This window comes from Sphingomonas sp. DC5200-1 (assembly GCF_049897245.1).
Classification (GTDB): domain Bacteria; phylum Pseudomonadota; class Alphaproteobacteria; order Sphingomonadales; family Sphingomonadaceae; genus Sphingomonas; species Sphingomonas aquatilis.
In genome coordinates this window covers 376,930-400,869 of sequence record NZ_JAFCVW010000001.1, presented here as the reverse complement: position 1 = coordinate 400,869, position 23,940 = coordinate 376,930, and the positions used below count along the sequence as shown (strand labels likewise).

Here is a 23,940-nt window from a genome sequence, read left to right as displayed (position 1 = left end):
ACGGGTGATATTGGCAGCCGCTACACACGAAAAAGGCCGGGCCGCCCTGCGGTGACCCGGCCTTTTCGTTACATCTGAAGCAGTCTTACTTCGGCAGCACCACGCTCGGGCCGATGCTATTGACCACCGCACGGGCGTCGAAGGCGCGCAGGTTATCGCGTGGGATCGGGCCCTTGCGCATCACGATCTCGGCGCTTGCTTCGTAGCGATCGATCGTGCGGATATCGAAATCGTTACCCCAGGGGCCGAAGCCACCGCCGAACCATGGGTCCCAGGTGCGCCAGCCGAACCCGCGGCCGTAATAGCGCCACGACGGTCCCCAATAGCCGCCGAAGCCACCATAGCCCCAGCCGCCGCCAATGCCCGGCGTCGTATACGTGCGCGACTGCAGATCGGTGTCGCGGTTCGCCATGACGAAATAGTCATAGCCGTTCTGCAACGTCAGCTCCGCGGCGCGGAACAGCAGATAGCGTTCGACCGTGTCGCGCGACGTCACGCTGTTGCCGGCGAAATTGACCAGGAAGCGACCCGGTTCGATCTGACGGTCGCTATAGCCCGTGCGGTTGAAACCCTGCCCGGTAGCGGGACGATAGGTGGTTTCGGTCGCGCAGCCCGCGACCATCAACGTGGAGGCGGCGAGCGCCGCGACCATAGCCTTGCGGCCAAGATGCATCATGACACCAATACTCCATTCGCGCGCGGGTGCGGCGAACCCCCGCGCGTATATCCACTTCCGTCCGAACGAGCGATGAACGACTTGGCTCCGTCCGGCAACGTTTCGTCGCGATCACGCGCCGATGACATGCAAAGCGACGCTGCGCCGATGCGGCGCAATCCGGTGCTCAAACAGATAGATACCCTGCCATGTCCCCAGCATCGGTTCGCCGTCTGCAACCGGTATCGACAGCTGAACGCCGGTCAGCGCCGCTTTCAGATGTGCGGGCATATCATCCGGCCCTTCGTCGTCATGTTCGTACGCGGCGCTTTCGGGGGCGAGTCGGTCGAAATAGGCCTCCATGTCGCGGCGGACGGCCGGTGCGGCATTTTCCTGGATGACCAGCGAGGCCGAGGTATGCCGGCAAAAGAGCGTGAGCAGGCCGTCGCCGATCCCTTGCGCCGTCAGCCACTCGCGGACGGGTGCAGTGATGTCGACCAATCCTTTGCGGCGCGTCTGGATCGTCAGCGTGCCGACCGACTGATGCATGTTGGCTCCTTCTTGCGGTTGAGGTCCCTTGCCAACGCGCTGCCGCCGCGTTCGGACCCTGACTGCGCCAAAGGATAAAGACGATGCCCGCGCAAAATCGGCTGCACGGCGGCTTCAGCGCCGGGCTGTGTCGCGTATGCTGACCTTCCTCGCGATGATCGCGAAAACCTAGGCAAGCGGTGGCTGCCTACTTGCCTCCTAATGCGCACGAAAGCCGCCAAGGGGGCGCTACGCACTGGACGTTTGAAATGGAGCGCGGTCGACGGGCGCGGGACGGCCCACGCGCGGCGTCGCGGCCGACCCCGATCCGTCGGAAAACTATTCGCTGTCGACGGGCTTCTTGGCGGTGACGGCCATCAGTACGGGAACGGTCAACAGGGCGGCAGCCATGGCGCCGATCGCCACTTCCAGAAAGATCATAGCAAAGCCTCTCCAGCGGAAGCGTTGATCGCTTCTCGCATCGGGGCATGATGCGGACGAGTCGAAGCCGGTGCAAGCGATTTCGCTGCCCGGCTGCGCACAAGACGCTGACGATGTGGGTGAAAATGGCTCCCTGAGTAGGATTCGAACCTACGGCCGCTCGATTAACAGTCGAGAGCTCTACCGCTGAGCTATCAGGGAACGCTGCGTCGTGGAGGGCGTCTATACCCACGAATTTTTGCGGCGCAACCCGTTAAAGCGAGTTTTCCACAGCTTCGTGCGGCATCGGCGGCTCAGGCGATGAATTGCTCCATCGTGATGCGGTCGTCGAGCGCATGTTCGGGGTCGAACAGCAGGGTCAGCTCACGCGCGCGGTCGATCGCGACGCTGACTTCGGCGACGTCGCGGAATTCGCGCTGGTCGGCGACGGCGGATACCGGGCGCTTGGCGGCATCGAGCACGCGCAGCGAGATGCGCGCCTTGTCGGGCAGGATCGCGCCGCGCCAGCGCCGCGGGCGGAACGGGCTGATCGGCGTCAGCGCCAGCATGTTCGACCCCAGCGGCAGGATGGGGCCTTGCGCGGACAAATTATAGGCGGTCGACCCCGCCGGCGTGGCGACGAGGATGCCGTCGCACGCCAGTTCCGGCATGACGACGCGTTCGTTGACGGTCACCTCAAGCTTCGCGGTCTGGCGGGTTTCGCGCAACAGCGAGACTTCGTTGATCGCCGGCGCCTGATGGACGCGGCCGTCGATGCCGGTGACGGTGGCGGCGAGCGGCGACACCTTGAACGGCTTGGCGCGTGCCAGCCGCTCGTCGATGCCGTGGCGGCGCCATTCGTTCATCATGAAGCCGACCGTGCCGAGGTTCATCCCGAAGACGGGCACGGGCGGGCGGCGCCGGTCTAGGAGGCCATGCAGCGTCTGGAGCATGAAACCATCGCCGCCCAGCGCGATGATGACGTCGGCCTCCGCCGGGTCGACCCAGTCGGCGGCATCCGCCAGCTCGGCGGCCGCGGCGCGGGCAGGGGCCGTGGGCGAGGCGACCAGCGCCCGCCGCTGATAATCGGTCATCCCCCGGTCACGCTCATATGGCGCGCCACCGCCGGTGCAGCGCCCGCCGCGATGCGGAAATCGTGGCGGGCAGGCTTGCGCAGCAAACCGCGATCGATCGCGGCATCCAGGCCATCGATCCCGCCGTCGCGCAGCGCTGCCTTGAGGTCGACCTGATCGTCATGCCCCAGGCACATATAGAGTTTGCCCTCGGTCGTCAGCCGTACGCGGTTGCAACCATCGCAAAAATTGGCGGTGAGCGGAGAGATGAGGCCGAGGCGGGTGGCGGTGCCCTCGACCTGCCAATAGCGCGCCGGGCCGCCGGTGCGATGCGTGGCGCGATACAAGGGGAAGCGCGCCGACAGCGCCTCGAACACGCGGGTTAGCGGCACGAAGCGGTCGGTGCGATCCTCATCCACCGCGCCCAGCGGCATCGTCTCGATCAGCGACAAATCGTGGCCTTCGTCGATGCACCATTGCAGCATCGCCGGAATTTCGTCTTCATTGAGGCCCGCGAGCGCGACGGCGTTGATCTTCACCGCCAGCCCGGCGCGCTTCGCGGCGGCGATGCCGTCGAGCACCTGCGCCAGGTCGCCGTGCCGCGTGATGTAGCGGAAGCGATCAGGGTCGAGGCTGTCAAGACTGACGTTGATCCGCCGGATCCCGGCATCGACCAGCGCATCGGCGTGCTGCGCGAGCCGCGTACCGTTGGTCGTCATCGTCAGCTCGTCGAGCCCCGCCCCCACGTGCCGTCCCAGCCGCTGCACCAGATCGGCGACGTCGCGGCGCACCAGCGGCTCGCCGCCCGACAGGCGGATCTTCGTCACGCCGCGCGCGATGAAGCGTTCGGCGATGATCGCGATTTCGTCGAGGGTCAGCAGCTTGGCCCGGGGCAGAAAGGTCATTTGCTCCGCCATGCAGTAGCGGCAGCGCAGGTCGCACCGATCGGTGACGGAGATGCGCAGGTAGCGGATCGTCCGTCCCTGCGGATCGACCAGCGGGTCGGCGGAGGGGGCAAGGGCGCTGGTCATGACATGGGGCTAGGCCGACAACCATCCGCCGACAAGTCCGTTCCGTTAAGCCCGCTTCACCGTGACACAGCATTGTCGGTTAACCCCCGCGCGCTTAGGCAGGAAGGGAATGGGGACCGTTACCGACAGCACACGATTGTTCATCGTCGCGCAGGACGACGATGCGGCAGCGCTCGCGGCGCTGGCGCAGGACGACGGCTGGGCGCCGGTCGTCGATACCGGCGGGCGCGAACTGGTCGCCCGGGCGCTGGCGAGCGGCGCGGCGGTGATCCTGGTCGATGGGCGAAAGGCGCCGGCGGCCGGTCTGGCGGCGGTCCGCGCGCTGGGCGGCCTGATCGCCGCGACCGGCGCGGCGCTGCTGGTGCTGACCGACGACGGCGATACGCTCGACCAGCTCTACGCCGCGGGCGCGACGCATTTCCTGCGCGAGACGGGCGATCCGGCCGATATCCAGCTCGCGCTGCGCTTTGCGGCGCGGCACGCGACCCGCCATCAGGGCGAGCGGCGCGGCCCGGCGTTCGGGCTGCGCGCCGATCCGGAAGACGTCAGCGAACCGATTTCGGCCTGGCTCGAAGCCGGGCGGCATGTCGGCATCGTCAGAATCGCACTGTCGCGGCTCGATATCCTGAATGCCGCGCGAGGCCGTGCGGTGGGCGATGCGCTGATCGCCGAGGCGCATCGGCAGGTCCGTACGATGGCCGCCGAGCTGCTGGGCGACGATGCGGTGGTCGGCGCGCCGCGCGGCGGCGATATCGTCGTCGCGGCGGTGGCGGAGCAAGGCGCGCTGGTCGGCCTCGCGCGTGCGCTGGACGGCGCCCTGTCGCGTCCGATTGCGGTCGGGGGGCGACAGGCGGTGCTGGGCAGTCGCTGGAGCCTGGCGGAGAGCGCACCGGGCGACGATGCCGCCAGCCTGCTCCACCGCGCTGCGGAGGCATTGGTGTCGGCGAAGGCCAGCGACGGGCCGACGATCCGCGTCGCGGGGCCCGAGCACACCGCGCCGATCGATTCGCTCGCCATCGACCTCCACTTCGCGATCGAGCGCGACGAGATCGACATCCTGTTCCAGCCGCAGGCGCGAATCGATTCGCGGCGAATCACCGGGGTCGAGGCGCTGGCACGCTGGCGGCATGGGCGGCTGGGACCGCTCGGCGCTGACGTGTTGTTTGCCGCGGCGGAGCGTGCCGATCTCGGCCTCGTCCTGTCTGATCATATCCAGGGGCTGGTGCTGGCGCGGATCGCCGCGTGGCCAGAGACGCTGTCGCATGTGCGTGTCGCGCTCAACATTACCGCCGGCGACCTCGGCCGGCCCGGTTTCGCCTATTCCTTCCTGCGGCGCGTCGGTGCCAGCGGCGTGGCGTGCGATCGGCTGACCGTCGAGGTGACGGAGAGTGGCGCGATCCACAATCTCGATCGCGCGGCGGCGATCCTCACCGATCTGCGCGCGGCGGGGCTGCGCGTGGCGCTCGACGATTTCGGCACGGGCTATTCCAGCCTCGCCTATCTCACCACGCTGCCGCTCGATTACCTCAAGCTCGACAAGGCGCTGGCGCTGGGGATCGAACGGACGCGGCGCCACCGCGGCGTGGTACGCGCGGTGATGACGCTGGCGCGCTCGCTGGGCCTCGCCGTCGTGGCAGAGGGGATCGAAACCGATACCCAGCGGCAGCTGCTGGCGGCGGAGGGCTGCGCCTTCTACCAGGGCTTCCTGCTCGCGCCCGCACTGGATGACGCGGCACTGGCAGCGATGGTGGGAGACGGGACATGCTGACGATCGTGGCGGCGCTGGCATTGCCGGCCCCGGTGCAGGATGCGCAGGCGGCGATCGAGGCGGCGTTGGCGGACAGCGCGGCAGGCTGGAGCGCCGGGGACATGGCCCGCTTCCTCGCGATCTACGCCGACGATGCCGTGTTCGTGACAAAGAATGGCCTCGTCCGCGGCAAGGCGGCGATCGCGGCGCGCTATGACAAAAGCTATGGCGCCGACGCGAGCAAGCGCGGTGCGTTATCGTTCCGGATCCTCGGCGCGCGGGCGGTGGATACGACCCACCGCATGCTCTGGGCGGAATGGCAGCTGGCCTATCCCGATGGCCGCAGCGACAAGGGCGTGACGTCGCTGCTGTTCGAAAAGCAGGCCCGCGGCTGGAAGGTCATCGCCGACCACAGCAGCTGAGCCCGAAACCCGCTTAAGCCGCCATCACCCCGCCGCTTTCGCCAGCCCCTTCGACAGTTGCAACGCCCCATGCAGGCGCGACTTGGCATCCGGCCACGCGCGCTGCAGCACCAGCTTGCTGTCGGGGCGCAGCTTGGCGACGCCGTTGAGCCGCTCGACATAGGCGAGCAGCCCAGCGACGTTCGGCGGCGTATCGTCGTGGAAGCCGACCAGCACGCCCCGCGGCCCCACATCCATCTTGGCGATGCAGGCCTTGCGCGCATTGAGCTTGATCTCGATCACCTTGATGAGGTTCTCGGTCGCATCCGGCAGCGGACCGAAGCGGTCGATCATCTCGGCGGCAAAGGCTTCGATTTCGCGATTGTCCTCCAGCTCGTTGAGGCGGCGGTACAGGCCCATCCGCAGGTCAAGGTCGGGCACGTAATCGTCGGGGATCAGGATCGGCGCGTCGACCGTGATCTGCGGCGAGAAGTCGCGCGGACGGTCGCTCTTCAGCCCGCCGGCCTTGGCGTCCATGATCGCCTCTTCCAACATCGATTGGTAGAGTTCGTAGCCAACCTCCTTGATATGCCCCGATTGTTCGTCGCCAAGCAGATTGCCGGCGCCGCGAATGTCGAGGTCGTGGCTGGCGAGCTGGAACCCTGCGCCCAGGCTGTCGAGATCGGACAGGACCTTCAGCCGCTTCTCGGCCGTGTCGGTCATCATCCGTTCGGGCGGCGTCACCAGATAGGCATAGGCGCGCGTCTTCGACCGGCCGACGCGGCCGCGTAGCTGGTACAGCTGGGCGAGGCCGAAGCGGTCGGCGCGGTTGACGATCATCGTGTTCGCCGAGGCGATGTCGATGCCGCTTTCGATGATCGTGGTCGAGACGAGCACCTCGAACTTCTTGTCGTAGAAGGCGCTCATCCGCTCCTCGACCTCGGTCGCGCTCATCTGTCCGTGCGCGATGACATAGCGGACCTCGGGCACTTCGTTGCGAAGATACTCTTCCAGATCGGGCAGGTCGGCGACGCGCGGCGTGACGATGAAGCTCTGCCCGCCGCGATAATGTTCGCGCAGCAACGCCTCGCGCAGTACCACCGGGTCCCAGGGGATGACATAGGTGCGGACCGCGAGGCGGTCGACCGGCGGCGTCTGGATGACCGATAGTTCGCGGATGCCGCTCATCGCCATCTGCAAGGTCCGCGGGATCGGTGTTGCGGTGAGGGTAAGCATATGCACGTCCGCCCGCAGCGCCTTCAGCCGCTCCTTGTGCGTGACGCCAAACCGCTGTTCCTCGTCGACGATAACGAGGCCCAGGCGCTTGAAATCGATGGCCTTCGCCAGCAGCGCGTGCGTGCCGATGACGACGTCGATGCTGCCGTCCGCCAGGCCCTCTTTGACCCGCTTGGCTTCCGCCGCGGGAACTAGGCGCGACAGGCGGCCGATGTTCATCGGAAAGCCTTCGAATCGCGCGCTGAAATTGTTGAAATGCTGGCGCGCGAGCAAGGTCGTCGGGCAGACGACCGCGACCTGCTTGCCCGCCATCGCCGCGACGAAGGCGGCACGCAGCGCGATCTCGGTCTTGCCGAAACCGACGTCGCCGACAATCAGCCGGTCCATCGGACGGCCGGCGCCGAGGTCGCCCAGCACGTCCTCGATCGCGCGATCCTGGTCGTCGGTTTCGGCATAGGGGAAGCGATCGACGAAGCTCGGATAACCGGCAGGATCGGGTTCGAGCACGTCACCCGGATGCAGCGCGCGTTCGGCGGCGGTCTTGATGAGCTCACCCGCGATCTCGCGGATGCGCTCCTTCATCTTCGACTTGCGCCGCTGCCACGCCTCGCCGCCGAGCCGGTCCAGGCTCGCGCCCTCTTCCGACGAGCCGTAGCGCGACAGGACCTCGAGATTCTCGACCGGCACGAACAATTTGTCGCCGCCGGCATATTCGACCGCGACGCAATCATGCGGCGACTGGCCGACCGGGATCGAGGTGAGCCCCAGATATTTGCCGATGCCGTGATCGGCGTGGACGACGAGATCACCCGGCGTCAGCGTCGCCAGTTCGGCAAGGAAGGCATCCGCCGACTTCTTGCGCTTCGCCCGGCGGACGAGACGGTCGCCGAGCATGTCCTGCTCGGTCAGCACCGCCACGTCGGGAGCGGTGAAGCCATGGTCGAGCGGCAACACGACCAGCGCGACGCCGGCGCTCTTCGACGTGTCGGCAACGCCCAGCGCCTCGTGCCAGCTGTCCGCCGCCTTGGCGCCGTTGAGGCCGTGATCCTTAAGCAAATTGCCCAGCCGCTCGCGCGCGCCGACCGAATAGCTGGCGAGGACCGGCTTCTTGCCCTGTTTGCGCAGCGCGCCGAGGTGCTTGACCACCGCTTCGTAGACGTTCGCGCCGCCAGACCGCTCGGGCGCGAAATCGCGCGCGCCGTCGACGCCGAAGTCGAGCACGCTCGCGCTTTCGGGCTCGTGGAAGGGCGTGGTCAGATGCGCATGGCACGCCTCCAGCCCCGCCGCCCATTCCTTGGCGTCGAGGTACAGGGTCTTCGCGGCGAGCGGCCGATAGCTGCCCGGCTGTGCGGCCTCGGCGCGCTGGCGGTTTTCGTAATAATCGGCGACCGCCTCCATCCGCCCTTCGACCGCGCCGGGCACGCCGAAATCGCGCACGATGACGTCGTCGGCGGACAGGTGGTCGAACAGCGTCGCCAATTTGTCTTCGAACAGCGGCAGCCAATGCTCCATGCCGGCAAGGCGCCGCCCATCGCTGATCGCCTGATACAGCGGATCGCCGGTCGCGGTCGCGCCGAACTTGTCGCGATAGCGCGTGCGGAAGCGCTTGATCGATTCCTCGTCAAGCAGCGCCTCGGACGCCGGCAGCAGCGTGAAGCCGTCGATCCGCCCGGTGGTGCGCTGATCCTCGGGGCTGAAGGTGCGTACCGTCTCGATCTCGTCGCCGAAGAAGTCGAGGCGCAGCGCCTGCTCTTCCCCGCTCGGGTACAGGTCGACGATGCCGCCGCGCACGGCATATTCGCCCTGGTCGTGGACGGTTTCGGTGCGGACATAGCCGTTCGCCTGGAGCAGCTTGGCGAGATCGTCGCGATCGATCCGTGCGCCCGGCTCCAGCGTCGCCACCAGCTGGCGGATGCGGAACGGCGTCAGCACACGCTGCGTCGCCGCATTGGCGGTCGTCAGGACGAGCTGCGGACCCTTGGCCGGGCGCTGCAACCGATAGAGCGCCGCGATCCGCTCGGCCATGATCCGCAGCGTCGGCGAGGCGCGGTCATAGGGCAGGCAGTCCCAGGCCGGGAAGACGATCACCTCCAGCTCGGGCGCGAAGAACGGCGCCGTCGCCGCGACGGCGCGCATCGCGGCATCGTCCGGCGCGACGAACACCGCGCGCCCCTTCGCTGCGCGAGCGAGGTCGGCGAGCAGCGACGGCTGGAACCCGGCGGGCACGCCCGACAGCGTCAGCGGCGTCTTGGCGGACAGGATCGTCTTGAGGTCGGGCATCATGGTCCTTGGAAGACGGTAAGATGAGAGGCAGACGTGTGCTCCAAACACTCCGTCACCCCGGACTTGTTCCGGGGTCCACCGGGCCGCTAGGGAAAGGCAAGAGGCTCAGGCTATTCCCCTCGCCGCGGAGTGGACCCCGGAACGAGTCCGGGGTGACGAAGGGTGTGGGGCGAGCTCAGTCCGCTCTCACTCCGCCACCGGCACGTAGCTCAGCGAGCGCATCTGCATCATCATGTCGCCCTCCCATTCCGGCGGGCAGGGCATCGATCCGATCGCCCAGGCCATGATATCGACATCCTGTTCCTCCAACAGCGCCTCGAACCAGTCGAGCTGTTCGGGCGTCCACCCCGCGCCATGCGCATCGAAGAAGCCGCCGATCATCAGATCCGCCTCTTTCGTGCCGCGATGCCAGGCGCGGAATTTCAGGCGCTTCAAGCGGGTGGCGTGATCCATAGGTCATCCAATACGAATAGCCCGGCGGATGCTGACGGCATCGGTCGGGTAGGCTAGAGGGGTCATGTAGTCATGCGTCCCGCCATCCTCAATCCGCTGTTCGCCGAGGTCACCGCGCTGAAAGGCGTGGGGCCTGCGCTCGCCAAGCCGCTCGACCGGCTGGGGCTGGCGCGCGTGGTCGACGTCGCCTTTCATCTGCCGAGCGGCTGGATCGATCGCTTGCCCCGCGAAGAGCTGGACGTCGCCGACGCCGGTCGCATCATTGCGATCACGGTGACCCCGCGCGACTATCGCACCAGCACCGGTCGCGGCCCGACGCGCGTGCAGGCGACCGATGCGAAGGGCAATTACGTCTCCCTCGTCTATTTCGGCGGGTCGTCGGGCTGGGTGAAGAAGCTGCTGCCGCTGAACGAGCCGCGCCGCGTGTCGGGCAAGCTGGAAAGCTATGGCGAGACGCTGCAGATCATCCACCCCGATCTGGGCGAGCCCGACGAACCGTTCCGCGAACGCGAGGCGATCTATCCGCTGTCGGAAGGCATGACGTCCCGCCGCCTTGCCGGATTCGCCGCGCAGGCGATCGAGCGGGCGCCCGATCTACCCGAATGGATCGACCCCAGCCTGAAGGCTAAGCGCGGCTGGCCCGACTGGCGCGACGCGCTCGCCCGCATCCACGCCGACCCGGCCGACAAGATGGCGCGCGAGCGCCTGGCCTATGACGAGATCTTCGCCAACCAGCTGGCGATGACATTGGTGCGGGCGGACACGCGCAAGCGGCGGGGCAGGGCGCTGGTCGGTGACCACCGTTTGCGTGACCAAGTGCGGCTGCCCTACAGTCCCACCGGCGCGCAATCGCGCAGCATCGCCGAGATCGAGGGCGACCTCGCGCAGACCGCGCCGATGCTGCGCCTGCTGCAAGGCGACGTCGGGTCGGGCAAGACGCTGGTCGCGGCGATGAGCCTGCTGATCGCGGTCGAGGCCGGCGCGCAAGGTGCGATGCTCGCGCCGACCGAAATTCTCGCACGCCAGCATTACGAGACGCTGCGCAAATTGCTGTCGGGCGTCGACGTGAACATCGCCGTGCTCACCGGTCGCGACAAGGGCCGCGCGCGCGAGGCGACGCTGATGGCGCTGGCGAGCGGCGAGATCGACATCCTCGTCGGCACGCACGCGATCTTCCAGGAAGCGGTCGGCTATCGCGACCTCGCGCTGGTGGTGGTCGACGAACAGCACCGGTTCGGCGTCGCCGAGCGGATGATGCTGCAAGCCAAGGGTAAGGCGCCGCCGCACCTGCTGGCGATGACCGCGACCCCGATCCCGCGCACGCTGACGCTGGCCCAATATGGCGAGATGGACGTCAGCCGCCTCGACGAAATGCCGCCCGGCCGCGAACCGATCGAAACGCGTGTCGTGTCCGAGGATCGGCTGGACGAGGTGGTCAACGCGATCGGCCGCCATATCTCCGACGGTGGCCAGGCCTATTGGGTTTGCCCCTTGGTCGAGGAGAGCGAGAAGAGCGACCTCGCCGCCGCCGAAATGCGCGCCGAATCGCTGCGCGCGCGCTTTGGGGACAAGATCGGCGTCGTTCATGGCCGGATGAAGCCGCCCGAAAAGGATGCGGTGATGGAGGCGTTCGCCGGCAATCGCCTGTCCGTTCTCGTCGCGACGACGGTGATCGAGGTGGGGGTCGACGTGCCCAATGCCACGCTGATCGTGATCGAACATGCCGATCGCTTCGGCCTTGCCCAGCTCCACCAGCTGCGCGGTCGGGTGGGGCGTGGCGGCGGCCTGTCGCGCTGCCTGCTGCTGCGTGGCGCGGCGCTCAGCGAGACGTCGCGTGCGCGGCTCGCGCTGATGCGCGAAACGAACGACGGCTTCCGCATCGCGGAAGAGGATCTGCGCCTGCGCGGCGGCGGCGAATTGCTCGGCACGCGTCAGTCGGGTGAGGTAACGTTTCGTCTGGCGCTGCCTGAGATGCTCAGCGACCTCCTCCACTGCGCGCAGGACGACGCCCGGTTGCTGATCGATCGCGACGGAGGGCTGGAGGGACCGCGCGGACAGGCAGCGCGGATCGCCTTGTATCTGTTCGATCGCGACGCCGGCGTGGCGCTGCTGCGGTCGGGGTAAAGGCGCGGGCCTCAGCCCTGCATCGCGCCCAGGACCGCGTGATATTGGTTCGCCGGTATCGCCTTTTCAAACTGGCAGCCGATCCGGCCGCCAAGCGCCCAGCGCACAGCCGCCTGCATCTCACCGACCACGGGCAGCGTCACGCGCAGCCATTCGCCGACGCTTACCTCGGCATCGCTGCGGATCATCACGCCCTGCGGCGACAGGTTCACCGCCAGCACCGACAGCGTCCGACGATCGGTCAGCACGGCACGGCATCGATGATGCACCTCGTCGCGCGGCTCGGCACGGCCGTCGATCGGGTGGGACGGGGCTTGCGACATGGCCGGTACTCCTCACGCCCCGGACGTGGCCGTGACCATTCCGGACTGAAGCGATAGAAGAGTAACCGTTTACGCTTGCTTACTGTTCCCGAACGAGCAGACCGTGGTTCTTCTTGCCCGCGGACAGGCGAACCGGGTCTTCGCCGACAGCGATCATCAGCGCCTCGTCGCTCACCTTGTCGGTGCCGATGCGGGCGCCGCCACCGGCGATCAGGCGACGCGCCTCGCCCTTCGACTTGGCGAAGCCGAGCGCAATCAGCGCATCGACGACGTTGATCGATCCGCCCGCGACCGTGACGCTGGGCAGCGCCGCGCCGCTGGAGCCTTCCTCGAACGTGCGGCGAGCGGTATCGGCCGCCTCCTCGGCGGCGGCGCGACCGCGGCACATAGCCGTTGCCTCATTGGCGAGCACCTTCTTGGCCTCGTTGATCTCGGCGCCTTCCAGTGCCTCCAGCCGTGCGATCTCGTCCAGCGGCAGGTCGGTGAACAGGCGCAGGAACCGGCCCACGTCACGATCGTCAGTGTTGCGCCAGAATTGCCAGTAATCGAAATGCGGCAGCTGATCCTCGTGCAGCCACACCGCGCCAGCGACGGTCTTGCCCATCTTCTCGCCCGATGCGGTCGTCAGCAGCGGGGTGGTGACGCCGAACACCTCGGTGCCGTCCATGCGGCGGGCAAGCTCGATCCCGTTGACGATATTGCCCCACTGATCGCTGCCGCCCATCTGTAGCCGCACGCCGCAGCGGCGCGATAGCTCCATGAAGTCATAGGCTTGCAGGATCATGTAGTTGAATTCGAGGAAGGACAGCGACTGTTCGCGATCCAGCCGCAGTTTCACCGAATCGAAGCTCAGCATGCGGTTGACCGAGAAATGCTGGCCGACGTCGCGCAGGAACGGAATGTACTCCAACGCATCGAGCCATTCGGCATTGTCGAGCATGATCGCATCCGTCGGGCCGTCCCCGAAGGTCAGGAAGCGTTCGAAGATTCGCTTGATCGACGCGACATTGGCCTGGATCCCGTCCTCGGCGAGCAGCTTGCGGGCCTCGTCCTTGAAGCTGGGGTCGCCGATCTTGCCGGTGCCGCCGCCCATCAGCACGACGGGCTTGTGCCCGGTCTGTTGCAGCCGGCGCAGCAGCATGATCTGCACCAGGCTGCCGACGTGCAGCGACGGTGCGGTCGGATCGAAGCCGATATAGCCGGGCACGACCTGCTTCGCCGCAAGCGCATCGAGCGCGGACGCATCGGTGAGCTGGTGGAGGTAGCCGCGCGTCGCGAGCGTGTTCAGCAGATCGGACTGGTAGGTCATGGCGCGCGGTTAGCAAGCCGAAGGCCGCACGTCACCTGTCCTGCGCCTATCCCGCGCAGGACGAGGGGATCGCGCGTTACCGCCCCGACAGCTGGCTCAGCGGATCGACGGGCGTACGCCCCTTGCGCAGCTCGAAATGCACCTCGGGGCGGTCGGCAAGGCCGGTGTCGCCCGACAGCGCGATCGTCTGTCCCCGCTTCACGCTTTGGCCCCGCTGGACAAGCAGCTTGCTGGCGTGGCCATAGACGCTGGTCCAGCCGCCGCCGTGCTTGATGATGATCAGGCCGCCCAGCGCCGCGATCCCGTCGCCGGCATAAGCGACGACGCCGTCGGCACTCGCATGGATCGCTGTGCCCACCGGCACTGCGATCTTGATACCGTCGTTGCGCTCTCCACTGCGGCCGGGGCCGAAGCGGCGGACGACCTGACCGTCGACCGGCCAGACGAAACCACCTTGCAGGCGCGCCGGCGCTGCGACGACCTCCGTCGGCGGCAGCACGCGCCGCGGGTTGGCGACGGGTCGCGCGGGCGCCTGACGGGGGGCGGGCGTCGGCTCGCCGCCGGTCAGGATGTCGTCGATGTCGAGGCGGAAGGCGGCGGCGCGCTCGGCCAGGCTGGGCGCCTGCGTGGGATCGCCGGGGATCAGGATACGCTGGCCGGCCCGCAGGATATAGGGTTCCTCCAGCGCATTGGCGGCCACGATCCGCGACCATTCGATGCCATAGGCGCGGGCGATGGCGATGCCCGTCTCGCCCTGCCGCACCAGATGATAACGGCCGCCCGGAATGGTGAGTGTCTGCCCCGTCTGCACCGCAAAGGGCGGTTCGAGCGCGTTGGCGCGCGCGATCGCCTCTGCGCTGGCGCCGGTGCGCTCGGCGATTCGGCGCAACGTGTCGCCCGGGGCGACGGTATAGCTCTGGGTCGCGACCACCTGCGCGTCGGGCGTCACGGGCCGCGCCTCCCATGCCGGGCGCGCGGTGGTGGGCATCGCCACCTGCCGCGAGGGAGGGGGCATTTCCTCGCGCAAGGGTTGCGGGGCGTCCTGCTCAGGATAGCGCGCGGCAGGTTCGGGCGGCGGGTAGGCGGCGGCCCCGGGATAGGCGGGGCGGGGCGGGGGCGGGGCCTCGGCCGAGATGTCGTCGACGCTCGGAATACACGCCGACAGCATCAGTCCGGCCAGCGCTACCCCCGTGACGGTCCGACCCCGCGCCATCCGATCAGCCCTGCGGTTCCAGCCGGTCCAGCCCGCGCAGATAGGGTCGCAGCACCGCGGGCACGACGACCGATCCGTCCGCCTGCTGATAGTTTTCCAGCACCGCGACCAGCGTACGCCCGACCGCAAGGCCGGACCCGTTGAGCGTGTGAACGAAGCGCGGGGCCTTCTCCCCCTCCGCCCGGTAGCGCGTGTTCATCCGCCGCGCCTGGAAATCGCCAGTGTTCGAACAGGACGAAATCTCGCGCCACGCCTGCTGGCCCGGCAGCCATACTTCGAGGTCGAAGGTCTTGCGCGCGCCGAAGCCCATGTCGCCCGTGCAGAGCAGGATACGTCGATAGGGCAGGTCCAGCGCCTCCAGCACGCTTTCCGCACAGCGCGTCATACGCTCATGCTCGGCGTCGCTGTCCTCGGGACGGCAGATGCTGACCAGCTCGACCTTTTCGAACTGGTGCTGGCGGATGAACCCGCGCGTATCGCGTCCGGCGGCGCCAGCCTCGCTGCGGAAGCAGAGCGTATGGGCGGTGAGCCGCATCGGTTCGGATAGCGTGTCGAGGATCTGGCCCATCACCGATGCGGTCAGGCTGACCTCGGCGGTCGGGATCAGCCAGCGGCCATCGGTGGTGCGGAACGAGTCCTCGGCAAACTTGGGCAGCTTGTCCGTGCCGTACATCGCCGGGTCGTTGACCAGTACGGGCGGGTTGCACTCGACGTAGCCGTTGTCGGCGGTCTGGTGGTCGAGCATGAACTGGGCGAGCGCCCGGTGCAGCCGCGCCATTGGCCCGCGCAGGAACGTGAAGCGCGCGCCCGACAGATCGGCGCCCGTCTTGAAGTCCATGCCCAGCGCCGGACCGATGTCGGCATGTTCGCGCGGCGTAAAGTCGAACGCGCGCGGGGTTCCCCAGCGCGTCTGTTCGACGTTGCCCGCCTCGTCCTCGCCGTCGGGGACGTCCGCGGCGGGCAGGTTGGGGATGGTGGCCAGCGCGCGTTCGAGCGCGAGGCCTGCTTCGGCATCGGCGGCTTCGAGACCGGGCAGCGCCTCTTTCAGCGCCGCGACTTCGGCCATCAGTGCCTGCGCGCGCGCTTCATCCTTTTGCGCCTTGGCCTGACCGATGCCCTTCGACAGCTCGTTCCGTCGGGTCTGCGCGCCCTGGGCGGCGGCGATCGCAGCGCGGCGCGCGTCATCCAGCGCGACGAGGTCGGCGGACTGGGGGGCAGCGCCCCGGCGGGCCAAGGCGGCGTCGAAGGCGGCGGGATCGTCCCGGATGGCGCGGATATCGTGCATGGCGCGGCTATGCCCCGCCGCGCGTCAGGCGGCAACCCGCCCGCCTCGGCTGCGTTGAGCAGGGGATAGCAACGATCAGGAGAAGCCCCGATGCAGGTCCCCCACAATGCCTTCGTGCTCGTCGCCGACGGCCGCAAGGCGCTGTTCTTCCGCAACGAGGGCGATGCGGACTATCCCAATCTTCAGGTCGAGCATGCCGAGGAAAAGGTGAACCCGGCCGATCGCGACCAGAAGACCGATGCCGCCGGCCAGGCCTCCTCGACGCAAGGCGGCACGATGGGCGAAACGGACTTCCATCAGCAGGAGGAGGATCGCTTCGCGGCCGAGACGGCCGACATGCTGAAGCGCCGCGCGCTCGGCAACGATTTCGAATCGCTGATCATCGTCGCCCCGCCCAAGACGCTGGGCGAGCTGCGCAAACATTATCACAAGGAGGTCAGCAACCGGCTTGCGGGCGAGCTGGCCAAGGACCTGACCGGCCATCCGGTGCCGGATATCGAGCAGGCGCTGCGGTCCGCCTGACGAACCACCCAACAAGAAAGGGGCTGCCGGGCGATCACTCGGCAGCCCCTTTTTTGAATTCCGGAACCGGGCTTCGGATCAGGCCGCCTGCGGCTTGGCGAAGCGCTTGCGGGCGACCAGAGCGGCGGCAGCGGCGCCGAACAGCAGCACCATCGGCGGCGCGGGCACCGGCGCGGGCGGGCCGCCCGACGATCCGGTCGAACCCGGCGGCGGCGGGGGCGGCGGCGGTCCGCCGGTGGAGCTCCAGCCCTTCGAACTCGAACCATATTGGCCCTGACCTTGGCCTTGTCCCTGGCCCTGACCTTGCCCCTGGCCTTGGTTTTGACCCTGACCCTGGTTCTGGCCTTGGCCCTGATTCTGGCTCTGATTGTTGTTGTTATTATTGTTGTTGTTGTTTTCGTTGTAATTCTGGTTCGTGTTATTGTTCTGGTTGTTGTTGTTATTGTTGTTCTGATTGTCGACGACGACGTTCGCGCCGCCCGTGGAGCTGCTGGTCGACGAACTGCTCGATACGTTCCCCGACGAGCTGCTCGACACGTTGCCGGACGACGAGGAGCTGCTGGACGAACTGGTCGAGCTCGACCCGCCGCTGGACGTCGACGAAATCACGATGCTGCCCGACGATCCTGACGATCCGCCGCCGAAGAAGCCGCCCCCGAAGAAGCCACCGCCGCCGCCACCCCAGCCGCCGCTGCCGCCGACGACCACAGGCACGCCGCCACCGCCGCCGGTTACGAAGCCTTCGGACGCGGGCAGGGGCACCGGAACGGGTGCCGCCTGACTGGCGACCGTCACCACGGCTGGTGCGCAGGCCGCGGTCGTCGTCGTGGTCACCACGCGACGGCGCACGGCCTTACGCTGGACCGCGGCGACCTGCCGATGCGCGACCACCCGCTTCTTGACCTGCTTGGTGTAGACGGGGCGGCTGGGACGTTCGGCGACGTGGACGGCGCCACCGCCGATCAACGCACCGCCACAGGCGCATGCGCACAATTTCGCCAAAGCCATCCGTACGGACATCGGGTCTCTCTTTCATTGCCGGTCCCTGCGGCCCGGATCGTCGTGTCGCAGCAACGGAGTGCCGCCTATGCCATTCAACGCAAAACAAACCGTTAAGTGCAAGTTTGTTAACCAGCAATTCGCTGCTTTTGCAGTGCTTCGCTGAGATTGCACCATCTGATTCGCGGTTAACGTACCAGAGTGAAACAGCGGTGGGTTTCGCAATCGCGTTCCGACCGTAACGCAGCTTAGTCGCTGACTTGCAACCGTTCTGGTCCCATTCGCAATAAAAGTTCGTGCTGGCGATCGATTCGGTAACTCGCATCGCTTGTGGTTCCGTTCAGCCGCGATTATAGGCGCCTCACCAATATGGGGGCGGTCCCGGGTTCAAGTTCAGGGACCGGAGGGAGAGTGGCATGGCAACGCACGTAAGCCGCGTACACGACAGGAATGCCGACATGTTGCCCGCGAATGACGCCGGCGACTGGAGCGACGATGGTTATCGGCCCAGCCCCGATGAGCCGTTCATGAATCTTCGCCAGCAGACCTATTTCCGCAACAAGCTGCTCCGCTGGAAGGACGCGATCCTGCAGGACGCGGCCGGAACGCTGAACCAGCTGCAGCTCGACTCGCTGCGCGAAGCCGATCTGACCGACCGTGCGTCGAGCGAGACGGACTGGTCGATCGAACTGCGCACCCGCGATCGCCAGCGGAAGCTGGTGTCGAAGATCGAAGCCGCCATCCGCCGCATCGACGAGGGCGAATACGGCTATTGCGAAGTCACCGGCGAGCCGATCAGCCTCGGCCGGCTGGAGGCGCGGCCGATCGCGACGATGACGCTGGAGGCGCAGGAGCGCCACGAGCGTAACGAAAAGATTTCGCGCGAGGATTGATCGTACGCCGGCCGGGGCGCTGCGATGCGCCGGCGTTTACGTTCTGGTAAGATTCGGGGCGGCATGCGGTGGGAGTTTCCCGGCCGATCATGACGAGGGCACCGGATATGGACAGCCTCTTCCACGCGTCTCTTACGGCATCCGACGATGCCGGGCCTGTCGACGGCGGCATCGTGCCGCCGCGCCAGCCGCCGCGCGAAAGCCTGCTGCTCCCGGCGCGTCTATGGTTGCACGGCGATCATTGCGATCGTGAGGTTCGGATGCGCAATCTGTCGCCGGGCGGGGTGATGGTCGATTGCGGTGTGTTGAGGGAGCCGGGATCGCTGGTGCGGCTCGAGATGCCGGGGCTGGGAACGGTCGCGGGGAAGGTCGCCTGGTGTACCGCAGGACGGATGGGGATCGCGTTCGACGCCCCGATCGATCCGGCGCTGGTGCGCGACGAGGTCGCTGCGGCCTAAGGTTCTCGGCGGGCGTTTCCCGTCGACGTATCGCCCCTGCAAAAAGCCCCTCCGTGTTGGGGAGGGGCTGAATGGCGTCAGGCTCTACAGGCCCGTAAGCTCTTCCTTCAATTTCAGCTTTTGGCGCTTCAGGTCGGTGAGGATCGCGGAGTTGGGCATCGGGCGATGGGATTCGTCGGCGATGCGGCGGTCGAGCGCGGCATGCTTGGTTTCCAGTGCCTGTTGATGCGTCGTCTGCATTTCGGTGTACCTCCTGATGCATGCGTGTTGGGGGACTGAGTAAACCACCGAACATCCTAAAAGTCGTCACCGAAAATGGTTGAACGCGATTAGCCGAGGGGCATGATGCGACGACTTGGGTTGGTCGTCCGGCTGCGCTAGGGGCAAAGCGGGCCGCAGGGTGGTGGCAGGGGGTTTTACCATGGACGACGCGCAGATCATCGCCCGCCTGGAACAGCTGCGCACCGAGCACCGTGATCTCGACGCGGCGATCACGGCCTTGGGCGCCAGCGCGACGCCCGACCAATTGCAGCTCGCCCGGCTGAAGAAGCGCAAGCTGCGGCTCCGCGACGAGATCGCCTTATGCGAAGACCAGCTGATCCCGGACATCATCGCCTGAGCCGCCGGCGGTGTTTTTCCGTTTTGGCACAGGATCGACAGCAACGGCGGCTGGGCAGGCGGCGCGCGCTATGCCACCGGTGAACGCATGACTGGCAGCCGTTCCGAATCACGCATTCATCGTCGCCTGATCGATTCGCTCTATACGGAGGCGATGCTGCTGGCGGACGAAGCGCGCAGCTATTTCGACGAGGCGGGGCGGCTGGAGCGGGAAGCGCTCGACCCGCTGATCCGTGTCGGCTTTTCGTGCGAGTCGTTGAAGGTGACGACGCGGCTGATGCACGTCATCGCCTGGCTGCTGACGCAGCGTGCGATCGATGCGGGGGAGATGCAGCCGCGCGAGGCGCTCGACGGGAACCGACGGCTGGGCCACGCGCCGCAGTTCGACGCGGACTTGGTCGCGGCGCTGCCGCAGCGTGCCCGCGCTTTGGTAGAGGCGAGCGCGAACCTGCACCGCCGCGTCGGTCTGCTGGATGCGGCGCAAGTCGATGCGGTCGCCCCCAGCCCGGTCCAGCGCCTGCAGGATCGGCTGGCGCTGGCCTTCTGACCGCAACGCGACGCCGGATCAGCCGGCGATCCGCGCCTTTGCCGCCGCATATTCGCGCGCGAAGCGATCGACGCGGTCGGCGACGCTCTCCACCGCATCAATCACGCCGATGCCCTGGCCCGATCCCCAGATGTCGCGCCAGGCCTTCGCCTTCGATCCGTTGTTGCCGCCGAAGTTCATCGTCTTCAGGTCGCCCTCAGGCAGATGATCGGGGTCCAGCCCCGCCGCCTCGATCGAGCTGCGCAGGTAATTGCCATGCACGCCGGTGAACAGGTTCGAATAGACGATGTCGGCCGCCTTGCTCGCGACGATCGACGCTTTGTAATCGGGCGCGGCATTCGCCTCGGTCGTGGCGATGAAGGGTGAGCCGATATAGGCGAAGTCGGCGCCCATCGCCTGCGCCGCCAGAATCGCACCGCCGGTCGCGATCGAGCCCGACAAGGCCAGCGGTCCATCGAACCACTGGCGGATTTCCTGGATGATCGCGAAGGGGGACAGGCGCCCCGCATGGCCGCCGGCCCCGGCCGCCACCGCGATCAGCCCGTCCGCGCCCTTCTCGATCGCCTTGCGCGCGAAGCGATCGTCGATGACGTCGTGCAGCGTGATGCCGCCCCAGCCATGTACCGCGGTGTTCAGGTCCTCGCGCGCGCCCAGCGAGGTGACGACGATCGGCACCTGCCACTTGGCGCAGGTGGCAAGGTCGGCTTCCAGCCGGTCGTTCGATTTGTGGACGATCTGATTGACCGCGAACGGCGCGGCGGGACGATCCGGGTGCGCACGGTTATGCGCGGCAAGCTCTTCGGTGATCTGGTGCAGCCATTCGTCCAGCAACGCCTGCGGCCGGGCATTGAGAGCCGGAAACGATCCGACGATGCCCGCCTTGCACTGCGCGATCACGAGTTCCGGCCCGGAAATGATGAACAGCGGCGAACCGATCACGGGCAGGCGCAGGCGGTCGAACAGCGTGGGCGTCGTCATGGTCGGGCGGCTCCTCTTCGTATGATCGGTTGTCTAGCGAAACCTATCCGCCTGTCCAGCACGACGGCGCTTGCGGCGCGCGCGCAAAGGCGTCAGACGGGACGTAACATTGTATCCGGAGTTACCAGTCCATGAAACTCGCCGTCGCCGCCGCTCTCGCGATGACCGTCTCTGCGCCTGCGCTCGCCGCAGGCAGCCTGCCGACCGATGTCGTGCCCGTGCTGTACGATATCGCCGTGACGCCGAATGCGCAGGCCATGACCTTCACCGGCACCGAGACGGTCACCGTGGACGTGAAGGCGGCGACCCGCACGATCACGCTCAACGCCGCCGACCTGGACGTCACGTCGGCGACGCTCGACGGCAAGGCTGTGCGCTTCGCGCTCGACAAGGACAAGCAGCAGCTCGTGCTGACGCTGCCCGCCGCCGCGACCGTTGGCCGTCACACCGTCGGTTTTGCATGGAGCGGCAAGATCAACCAGTCCGCCGCCGGCCTGTTCGCGATCGATTACACCAATCAGGACGGGTCGAAGGCGCGCATGCTCGCGACGCAGTTCGAGGCCCCCGACGCCCGCCGCTTCGCGCCGATGTGGGACGAGCCGGCGTTCAAGGCGAAGTTCAAGCTGAAGGCGGTGGTGCCGGCGGGGCAGCTCGGCATTTCCAACATGCCGGCAACGTCGGTGACGAAGCAGGCCAACGGCACGCAGCTGTATAGCTTCGCCGAAACGCCGGTAATGTCGAGCTACCTCCTGTACCTCGGCATGGGTGATCTGGATCGCAAGACGGTGCAGGCGGGCAATGTCGAGATCGGCGTCGTGACGCGTCGCGGCGTCGCGGACCAGGGCGATTACGCGCTGGCGCAGGCCAAGCGGCTGCTCGGCTATTACAACAGCTATTTCGGCACGCCCTATCCGCTGCCGAAGATGGACATGATCGCCGGCCCCGGCTCCAGCCAGTTCTTCGGCGCGATGGAGAATTGGGGCGCGATCTTCTACTTCGAACCCGAACTGCTGTTCGATCCCAAGCGTGCCACCGAAAGCGGCCGCCAGCGCATCTTCACCGTCGTCGCGCACGAAATGGCGCACCAATGGTTCGGCGACCTCGTTACCATGCGTTGGTGGGACGATCTGTGGCTGAACGAGGGCTTCGCCTCGTGGATGGAGAACAAGTCCGCCGCCGATCTGAACCCCGACTGGAATGCGGAAGCCGGTGCGGTGATGAGCGACCGCGAGGCGGCGATGAGCATCGACGCGACCTCGGCCACGCATCCGATCATCCGCAAGATCGAGACGGTCGACCAGATCGGCGAGGCGTTCGACGGCATCACCTATATGAAGGGGCAGGCCGTGATCGGCATGCTCGAATCGACGTTGGGCCCGGACAAGTTCCGCGACGGCATCCGCCGCTACATGGCAAAGTATAAATACGGCAACACCGTCACCGAACAGCTGTGGGCGGAACTGTCCGCCGCGGCGGGGCAGCCCGTCGCGGAGATCGCGCACGGCTATACGCTGCAGGGCGGCGTGCCGCTGGTGACGCTGTCGAACGCGCAGTGCGTCGGCGGCATGACGCAGGCGACGCTGGTACAGGGCCGTTTCGGGCTGGATGAGGCGTCGAAGAAGCCGCAGACGTGGAAGGTGCCGATGGTCGTCGGCACGCTCGGCGGCGGTGAGACGCGCACCATCGTCACCGGCCCCGCGACCAAGGTCAGCGTCAAGGGCTGCGGCACGCTGGTGCTGAACCAGGGCAAGGGCAGCTACACGCGCGTGATGTACGACCAGCCGGCGCACGACGCGCTGGTGCGCGACTATACGCGGCTGGAGCTGAAGGACCGCCTCGGCACCCTCGCCGACGATTATGCGCTGGCGGCGGGGGGCTATCAGGACCTGTCGCGCTTCTTCGCGCTGATGGGCCGGGTGGGCGAGGGCGCCGATCCGCTCGAATGGCAGCTGGTGTCGGGACGCCTCGGCAGCCTCGCCGGGCTGTACGAGGGCACGCCACTGGAGACGGCGCTGCGCAATCGCACGGTCGCGATCCTCGGGCCCGTTCTGCGGAGCATCGGCATGACGGCGCAGCCGGGCGAGTCGCCGCTGGTGACGAACCTGCGCGAATCGCTCGTCTATCGCCTGGGCGCGGCGGGCGACGGCCAGGTGCTGTCGCAGGCGCGCAGCTATGTCGCGCAGCTCAAGACCAACCCGACCGCGATCCCGCCCGCCATCCGCGCACCGGTCCTGTCGACCTTCGCCACCTATGCGACGCCCGCCGATTGGGATGCGCTGCTGGCGCTGACCCAGGCGGAAACCAATCCGGTCACCAAGAACCGGTATGTCTCGCTGCTCGGCGCGGCAGAGGACGATGCGGTCGCAACCCGCGCGCTGGCGCTGCTGAAGACCGACACGTTCACCGCCCCGCAGAAGGCGGCGCTGCTGCGGGCGATCTCGGGCAGCCATCCCGATATGGCGTTCGACTGGGCGGTCGCGAACCACACGCTGGTCGATGGCTTCATCGAGGAAAGCAGCCGGTCGGGCTTCATCGTCGGTTTGGGCGGTGGCTCGTCCGACCCCAAGATGCCGGGGAAGATCGAAAGCTTCGCGCAGACGCTGCCCGAAACATCGCGTGCGCCGGCGCGTCGCGTGATCTCGGGCATCGCGGTGCGCAAGGCGGCCGCGGAGCGCCTGCGCCCCGCCGTGGAGACGTGGTTGAAGTCAGGGAAGTAACGAGGTTATCGCGACTAGGTGGGGCGAGCCTTCGCCTCACTCGGTTCGTCATGACGGACGCGGTCCGAATATTCCGTAGCTGAGAGGGCTATAACGCCCACCAAGCTGCACTTGATGTGGTGACGGT

Annotated in this window: 22 protein-coding genes and 1 tRNA gene; 9 read left to right on the top strand and 14 right to left on the bottom strand. The window is 67.2% G+C overall.

Annotated elements, in window-relative coordinates:
• Nucleotides 1-85: 85 nt before the first annotated feature.
• The 5 genes from ACP7A3_RS01850 to moaA all read right to left on the bottom strand — a co-directional run bounded on the left by ACP7A3_RS01850 (nt 86) and on the right by moaA (nt 3,707).
• Complete coding sequence (locus tag ACP7A3_RS01850) at nt 86-676, bottom strand: CC0125/CC1285 family lipoprotein (protein WP_017978685.1); 591 nt, start codon at nt 674-676, stop codon at nt 86-88.
• A 111-nt stretch (nt 677-787) separates the two neighbouring features.
• Nucleotides 788-1,204, bottom strand: a complete 417-nt coding sequence (locus ACP7A3_RS01845) for a secondary thiamine-phosphate synthase enzyme YjbQ (RefSeq protein ID WP_426254760.1) — start codon at nt 1,202-1,204, stop codon at nt 788-790.
• A 546-nt stretch (nt 1,205-1,750) separates the two neighbouring features.
• Nucleotides 1,751-1,825, bottom strand: a tRNA-Asn gene (locus ACP7A3_RS01840).
• 92 nt (nt 1,826-1,917) lie between these two features.
• Nucleotides 1,918-2,697 carry an NAD kinase gene (locus tag ACP7A3_RS01835; RefSeq protein ID WP_017978688.1) on the bottom strand — a complete coding sequence of 260 codons (780 nt, stop codon included), beginning with the start codon at nt 2,695-2,697 and terminating at the stop codon, nt 1,918-1,920.
• Nucleotides 2,694-3,707 carry a GTP 3',8-cyclase MoaA gene (gene moaA, locus ACP7A3_RS01830; protein WP_426254759.1) on the bottom strand — a complete coding sequence of 338 codons (1,014 nt, stop codon included), beginning with the start codon at nt 3,705-3,707 and terminating at the stop codon, nt 2,694-2,696. The genes ACP7A3_RS01835 and moaA overlap by 4 nt, the downstream gene beginning before the upstream one ends.
• Nucleotides 3,708-3,816: 109 nt before the next feature.
• On the opposite strand from moaA, the gene ACP7A3_RS01825 reads away from it, so the two are divergent.
• Both ACP7A3_RS01825 and ACP7A3_RS01820 read left to right on the top strand, forming a co-directional pair.
• Nucleotides 3,817-5,475: a GGDEF domain-containing phosphodiesterase gene (locus ACP7A3_RS01825; protein WP_147035651.1), complete on the top strand. Its 1,659-nt coding sequence runs from the start codon at nt 3,817-3,819 to the stop codon at nt 5,473-5,475.
• The gene (locus ACP7A3_RS01820; protein WP_426254758.1) at nt 5,469-5,876 is read left to right on the top strand and encodes a YybH family protein; all 408 of its coding nucleotides are present in this window, start codon (nt 5,469-5,471) and stop codon (nt 5,874-5,876) included. Before ACP7A3_RS01825 ends, ACP7A3_RS01820 begins: the two co-directional genes overlap by 7 nt.
• Nucleotides 5,877-5,900: 24 nt before the next feature.
• Here ACP7A3_RS01820 and mfd read toward each other — a convergent pair whose 3' ends face one another.
• On the bottom strand, nt 5,901-9,371 hold the full coding sequence (mfd, locus tag ACP7A3_RS01815; RefSeq protein WP_426254953.1) for a transcription-repair coupling factor: 3,471 nt from the start codon (nt 9,369-9,371) through the stop codon (nt 5,901-5,903).
• Between the two features lie 189 nt (nt 9,372-9,560).
• Nucleotides 9,561-9,827 (bottom strand): succinate dehydrogenase assembly factor 2, encoded by a 267-nt coding sequence (locus ACP7A3_RS01810; RefSeq protein WP_017978693.1) that lies wholly within the window; start codon nt 9,825-9,827, stop codon nt 9,561-9,563.
• A gap of 72 nt (nt 9,828-9,899) precedes the next feature.
• Between ACP7A3_RS01810 and recG the strand changes: the two genes are divergently transcribed.
• The gene (gene recG, locus ACP7A3_RS01805; RefSeq protein ID WP_426254757.1) at nt 9,900-11,951 is read left to right on the top strand and encodes an ATP-dependent DNA helicase RecG; all 2,052 of its coding nucleotides are present in this window, start codon (nt 9,900-9,902) and stop codon (nt 11,949-11,951) included.
• Between the two features lie 11 nt (nt 11,952-11,962).
• Here the strand turns inward: recG and ACP7A3_RS01800 are convergent, their stop codons facing one another.
• From ACP7A3_RS01800 to serS, 4 genes are all read right to left on the bottom strand, one after another.
• Entirely contained in the window at nt 11,963-12,274 is a 312-nt protein-coding gene (locus ACP7A3_RS01800) for a PilZ domain-containing protein (protein WP_426254756.1), read from the bottom strand.
• 79 nt (nt 12,275-12,353) lie between these two features.
• Nucleotides 12,354-13,583 carry a tyrosine--tRNA ligase gene (gene tyrS / locus ACP7A3_RS01795; RefSeq protein WP_426254755.1) on the bottom strand — a complete coding sequence of 410 codons (1,230 nt, stop codon included), beginning with the start codon at nt 13,581-13,583 and terminating at the stop codon, nt 12,354-12,356.
• A gap of 76 nt (nt 13,584-13,659) precedes the next feature.
• Nucleotides 13,660-14,796: a peptidoglycan DD-metalloendopeptidase family protein gene (locus tag ACP7A3_RS01790; RefSeq protein WP_426254754.1), complete on the bottom strand. Its 1,137-nt coding sequence runs from the start codon at nt 14,794-14,796 to the stop codon at nt 13,660-13,662.
• Nucleotides 14,797-14,800: 4 nt separating this feature from the next.
• Nucleotides 14,801-16,081, bottom strand: a complete 1,281-nt coding sequence (gene serS / locus ACP7A3_RS01785; protein ID WP_426254753.1) for a serine--tRNA ligase — start codon at nt 16,079-16,081, stop codon at nt 14,801-14,803.
• 90 nt (nt 16,082-16,171) lie between these two features.
• Here serS and ACP7A3_RS01780 point away from each other — a divergent pair, with 90 nt between their 5' ends.
• Nucleotides 16,172-16,603 carry a host attachment family protein gene (locus ACP7A3_RS01780; protein ID WP_426254752.1) on the top strand — a complete coding sequence of 144 codons (432 nt, stop codon included), beginning with the start codon at nt 16,172-16,174 and terminating at the stop codon, nt 16,601-16,603.
• A 78-nt stretch (nt 16,604-16,681) separates the two neighbouring features.
• Here ACP7A3_RS01780 and ACP7A3_RS01775 read toward each other — a convergent pair whose 3' ends face one another.
• The gene (locus ACP7A3_RS01775) at nt 16,682-17,623 is read right to left on the bottom strand and encodes a hypothetical protein (protein WP_315461129.1); all 942 of its coding nucleotides are present in this window, start codon (nt 17,621-17,623) and stop codon (nt 16,682-16,684) included.
• 437 nt (nt 17,624-18,060) lie between these two features.
• On the opposite strand from ACP7A3_RS01775, the gene dksA reads away from it, so the two are divergent.
• Nucleotides 18,061-18,495, top strand: coding sequence for an RNA polymerase-binding protein DksA (dksA, locus tag ACP7A3_RS01770; RefSeq protein ID WP_017978700.1), 435 nt, complete (start codon nt 18,061-18,063; stop codon nt 18,493-18,495).
• A 107-nt stretch (nt 18,496-18,602) separates the two neighbouring features.
• The gene (locus tag ACP7A3_RS01765; RefSeq protein ID WP_426254751.1) at nt 18,603-18,953 is read left to right on the top strand and encodes a PilZ domain-containing protein; all 351 of its coding nucleotides are present in this window, start codon (nt 18,603-18,605) and stop codon (nt 18,951-18,953) included.
• Between the two features lie 84 nt (nt 18,954-19,037).
• Here the strand turns inward: ACP7A3_RS01765 and ACP7A3_RS01760 are convergent, their stop codons facing one another.
• Nucleotides 19,038-19,193: a YdcH family protein gene (locus tag ACP7A3_RS01760; protein WP_017978702.1), complete on the bottom strand. Its 156-nt coding sequence runs from the start codon at nt 19,191-19,193 to the stop codon at nt 19,038-19,040.
• Nucleotides 19,194-19,374: 181 nt separating this feature from the next.
• Between ACP7A3_RS01760 and ACP7A3_RS01755 the strand changes: the two genes are divergently transcribed.
• Both ACP7A3_RS01755 and ACP7A3_RS01750 read left to right on the top strand, forming a co-directional pair.
• Nucleotides 19,375-19,572, top strand: coding sequence for a YdcH family protein (locus ACP7A3_RS01755; RefSeq protein ID WP_017978703.1), 198 nt, complete (start codon nt 19,375-19,377; stop codon nt 19,570-19,572).
• Nucleotides 19,573-19,659: 87 nt separating this feature from the next.
• Nucleotides 19,660-20,118, top strand: coding sequence for a DUF1465 family protein (locus ACP7A3_RS01750; protein ID WP_426254750.1), 459 nt, complete (start codon nt 19,660-19,662; stop codon nt 20,116-20,118).
• Nucleotides 20,119-20,136: 18 nt separating this feature from the next.
• On the opposite strand, the gene ACP7A3_RS01745 is transcribed toward ACP7A3_RS01750, so the two are convergent.
• The gene (locus tag ACP7A3_RS01745; RefSeq protein ID WP_426254749.1) at nt 20,137-21,096 is read right to left on the bottom strand and encodes an NAD(P)H-dependent flavin oxidoreductase; all 960 of its coding nucleotides are present in this window, start codon (nt 21,094-21,096) and stop codon (nt 20,137-20,139) included.
• Between the two features lie 131 nt (nt 21,097-21,227).
• Between ACP7A3_RS01745 and ACP7A3_RS01740 the strand changes: the two genes are divergently transcribed.
• Nucleotides 21,228-23,813, top strand: a complete 2,586-nt coding sequence (locus ACP7A3_RS01740; RefSeq protein ID WP_426254748.1) for a M1 family metallopeptidase — start codon at nt 21,228-21,230, stop codon at nt 23,811-23,813.
• Nucleotides 23,814-23,940: the final 127 nt, after the last annotated feature.

Excerpts from the sequence above, each read along its gene's own strand:
- ACP7A3_RS01850 (WP_017978685.1), bottom strand. The coding sequence starts at position 676 with ATGATGCATCTTGGCCGCAAGGCTATGGTCGCGGCGCTCGCCGCCTCC.
- ACP7A3_RS01845 (WP_426254760.1), bottom strand. The coding sequence starts at position 1,204 with ATGCATCAGTCGGTCGGCACGCTGACGATCCAGACGCGCCGCAAAGGA.
- ACP7A3_RS01835 (WP_017978688.1), bottom strand. The coding sequence starts at position 2,697 with ATGACCGATTATCAGCGGCGGGCGCTGGTCGCCTCGCCCACGGCCCCT.
- moaA (WP_426254759.1), bottom strand. The coding sequence starts at position 3,707 with ATGACCAGCGCCCTTGCCCCCTCCGCCGACCCGCTGGTCGATCCGCAG.
- ACP7A3_RS01825 (WP_147035651.1), top strand. The coding sequence starts at position 3,817 with ATGGGGACCGTTACCGACAGCACACGATTGTTCATCGTCGCGCAGGAC.
- ACP7A3_RS01820 (WP_426254758.1), top strand. The coding sequence starts at position 5,469 with ATGCTGACGATCGTGGCGGCGCTGGCATTGCCGGCCCCGGTGCAGGAT.
- mfd (WP_426254953.1), bottom strand. The coding sequence starts at position 9,371 with ATGCCCGACCTCAAGACGATCCTGTCCGCCAAGACGCCGCTGACGCTG.
- ACP7A3_RS01810 (WP_017978693.1), bottom strand. The coding sequence starts at position 9,827 with ATGGATCACGCCACCCGCTTGAAGCGCCTGAAATTCCGCGCCTGGCAT.
- recG (WP_426254757.1), top strand. The coding sequence starts at position 9,900 with ATGCGTCCCGCCATCCTCAATCCGCTGTTCGCCGAGGTCACCGCGCTG.
- ACP7A3_RS01800 (WP_426254756.1), bottom strand. The coding sequence starts at position 12,274 with ATGTCGCAAGCCCCGTCCCACCCGATCGACGGCCGTGCCGAGCCGCGC.
- tyrS (WP_426254755.1), bottom strand. The coding sequence starts at position 13,583 with ATGACCTACCAGTCCGATCTGCTGAACACGCTCGCGACGCGCGGCTAC.
- ACP7A3_RS01790 (WP_426254754.1), bottom strand. The coding sequence starts at position 14,796 with ATGGCGCGGGGTCGGACCGTCACGGGGGTAGCGCTGGCCGGACTGATG.
- serS (WP_426254753.1), bottom strand. The coding sequence starts at position 16,081 with ATGCACGATATCCGCGCCATCCGGGACGATCCCGCCGCCTTCGACGCC.
- ACP7A3_RS01780 (WP_426254752.1), top strand. The coding sequence starts at position 16,172 with ATGCAGGTCCCCCACAATGCCTTCGTGCTCGTCGCCGACGGCCGCAAG.
- ACP7A3_RS01775 (WP_315461129.1), bottom strand. The coding sequence starts at position 17,623 with ATGTCCGTACGGATGGCTTTGGCGAAATTGTGCGCATGCGCCTGTGGC.
- dksA (WP_017978700.1), top strand. The coding sequence starts at position 18,061 with ATGTTGCCCGCGAATGACGCCGGCGACTGGAGCGACGATGGTTATCGG.
- ACP7A3_RS01765 (WP_426254751.1), top strand. The coding sequence starts at position 18,603 with ATGGACAGCCTCTTCCACGCGTCTCTTACGGCATCCGACGATGCCGGG.
- ACP7A3_RS01760 (WP_017978702.1), bottom strand. The coding sequence starts at position 19,193 with ATGCAGACGACGCATCAACAGGCACTGGAAACCAAGCATGCCGCGCTC.
- ACP7A3_RS01755 (WP_017978703.1), top strand. The coding sequence starts at position 19,375 with ATGGACGACGCGCAGATCATCGCCCGCCTGGAACAGCTGCGCACCGAG.
- ACP7A3_RS01750 (WP_426254750.1), top strand. The coding sequence starts at position 19,660 with ATGACTGGCAGCCGTTCCGAATCACGCATTCATCGTCGCCTGATCGAT.
- ACP7A3_RS01745 (WP_426254749.1), bottom strand. The coding sequence starts at position 21,096 with ATGACGACGCCCACGCTGTTCGACCGCCTGCGCCTGCCCGTGATCGGT.
- ACP7A3_RS01740 (WP_426254748.1), top strand. The coding sequence starts at position 21,228 with ATGAAACTCGCCGTCGCCGCCGCTCTCGCGATGACCGTCTCTGCGCCT.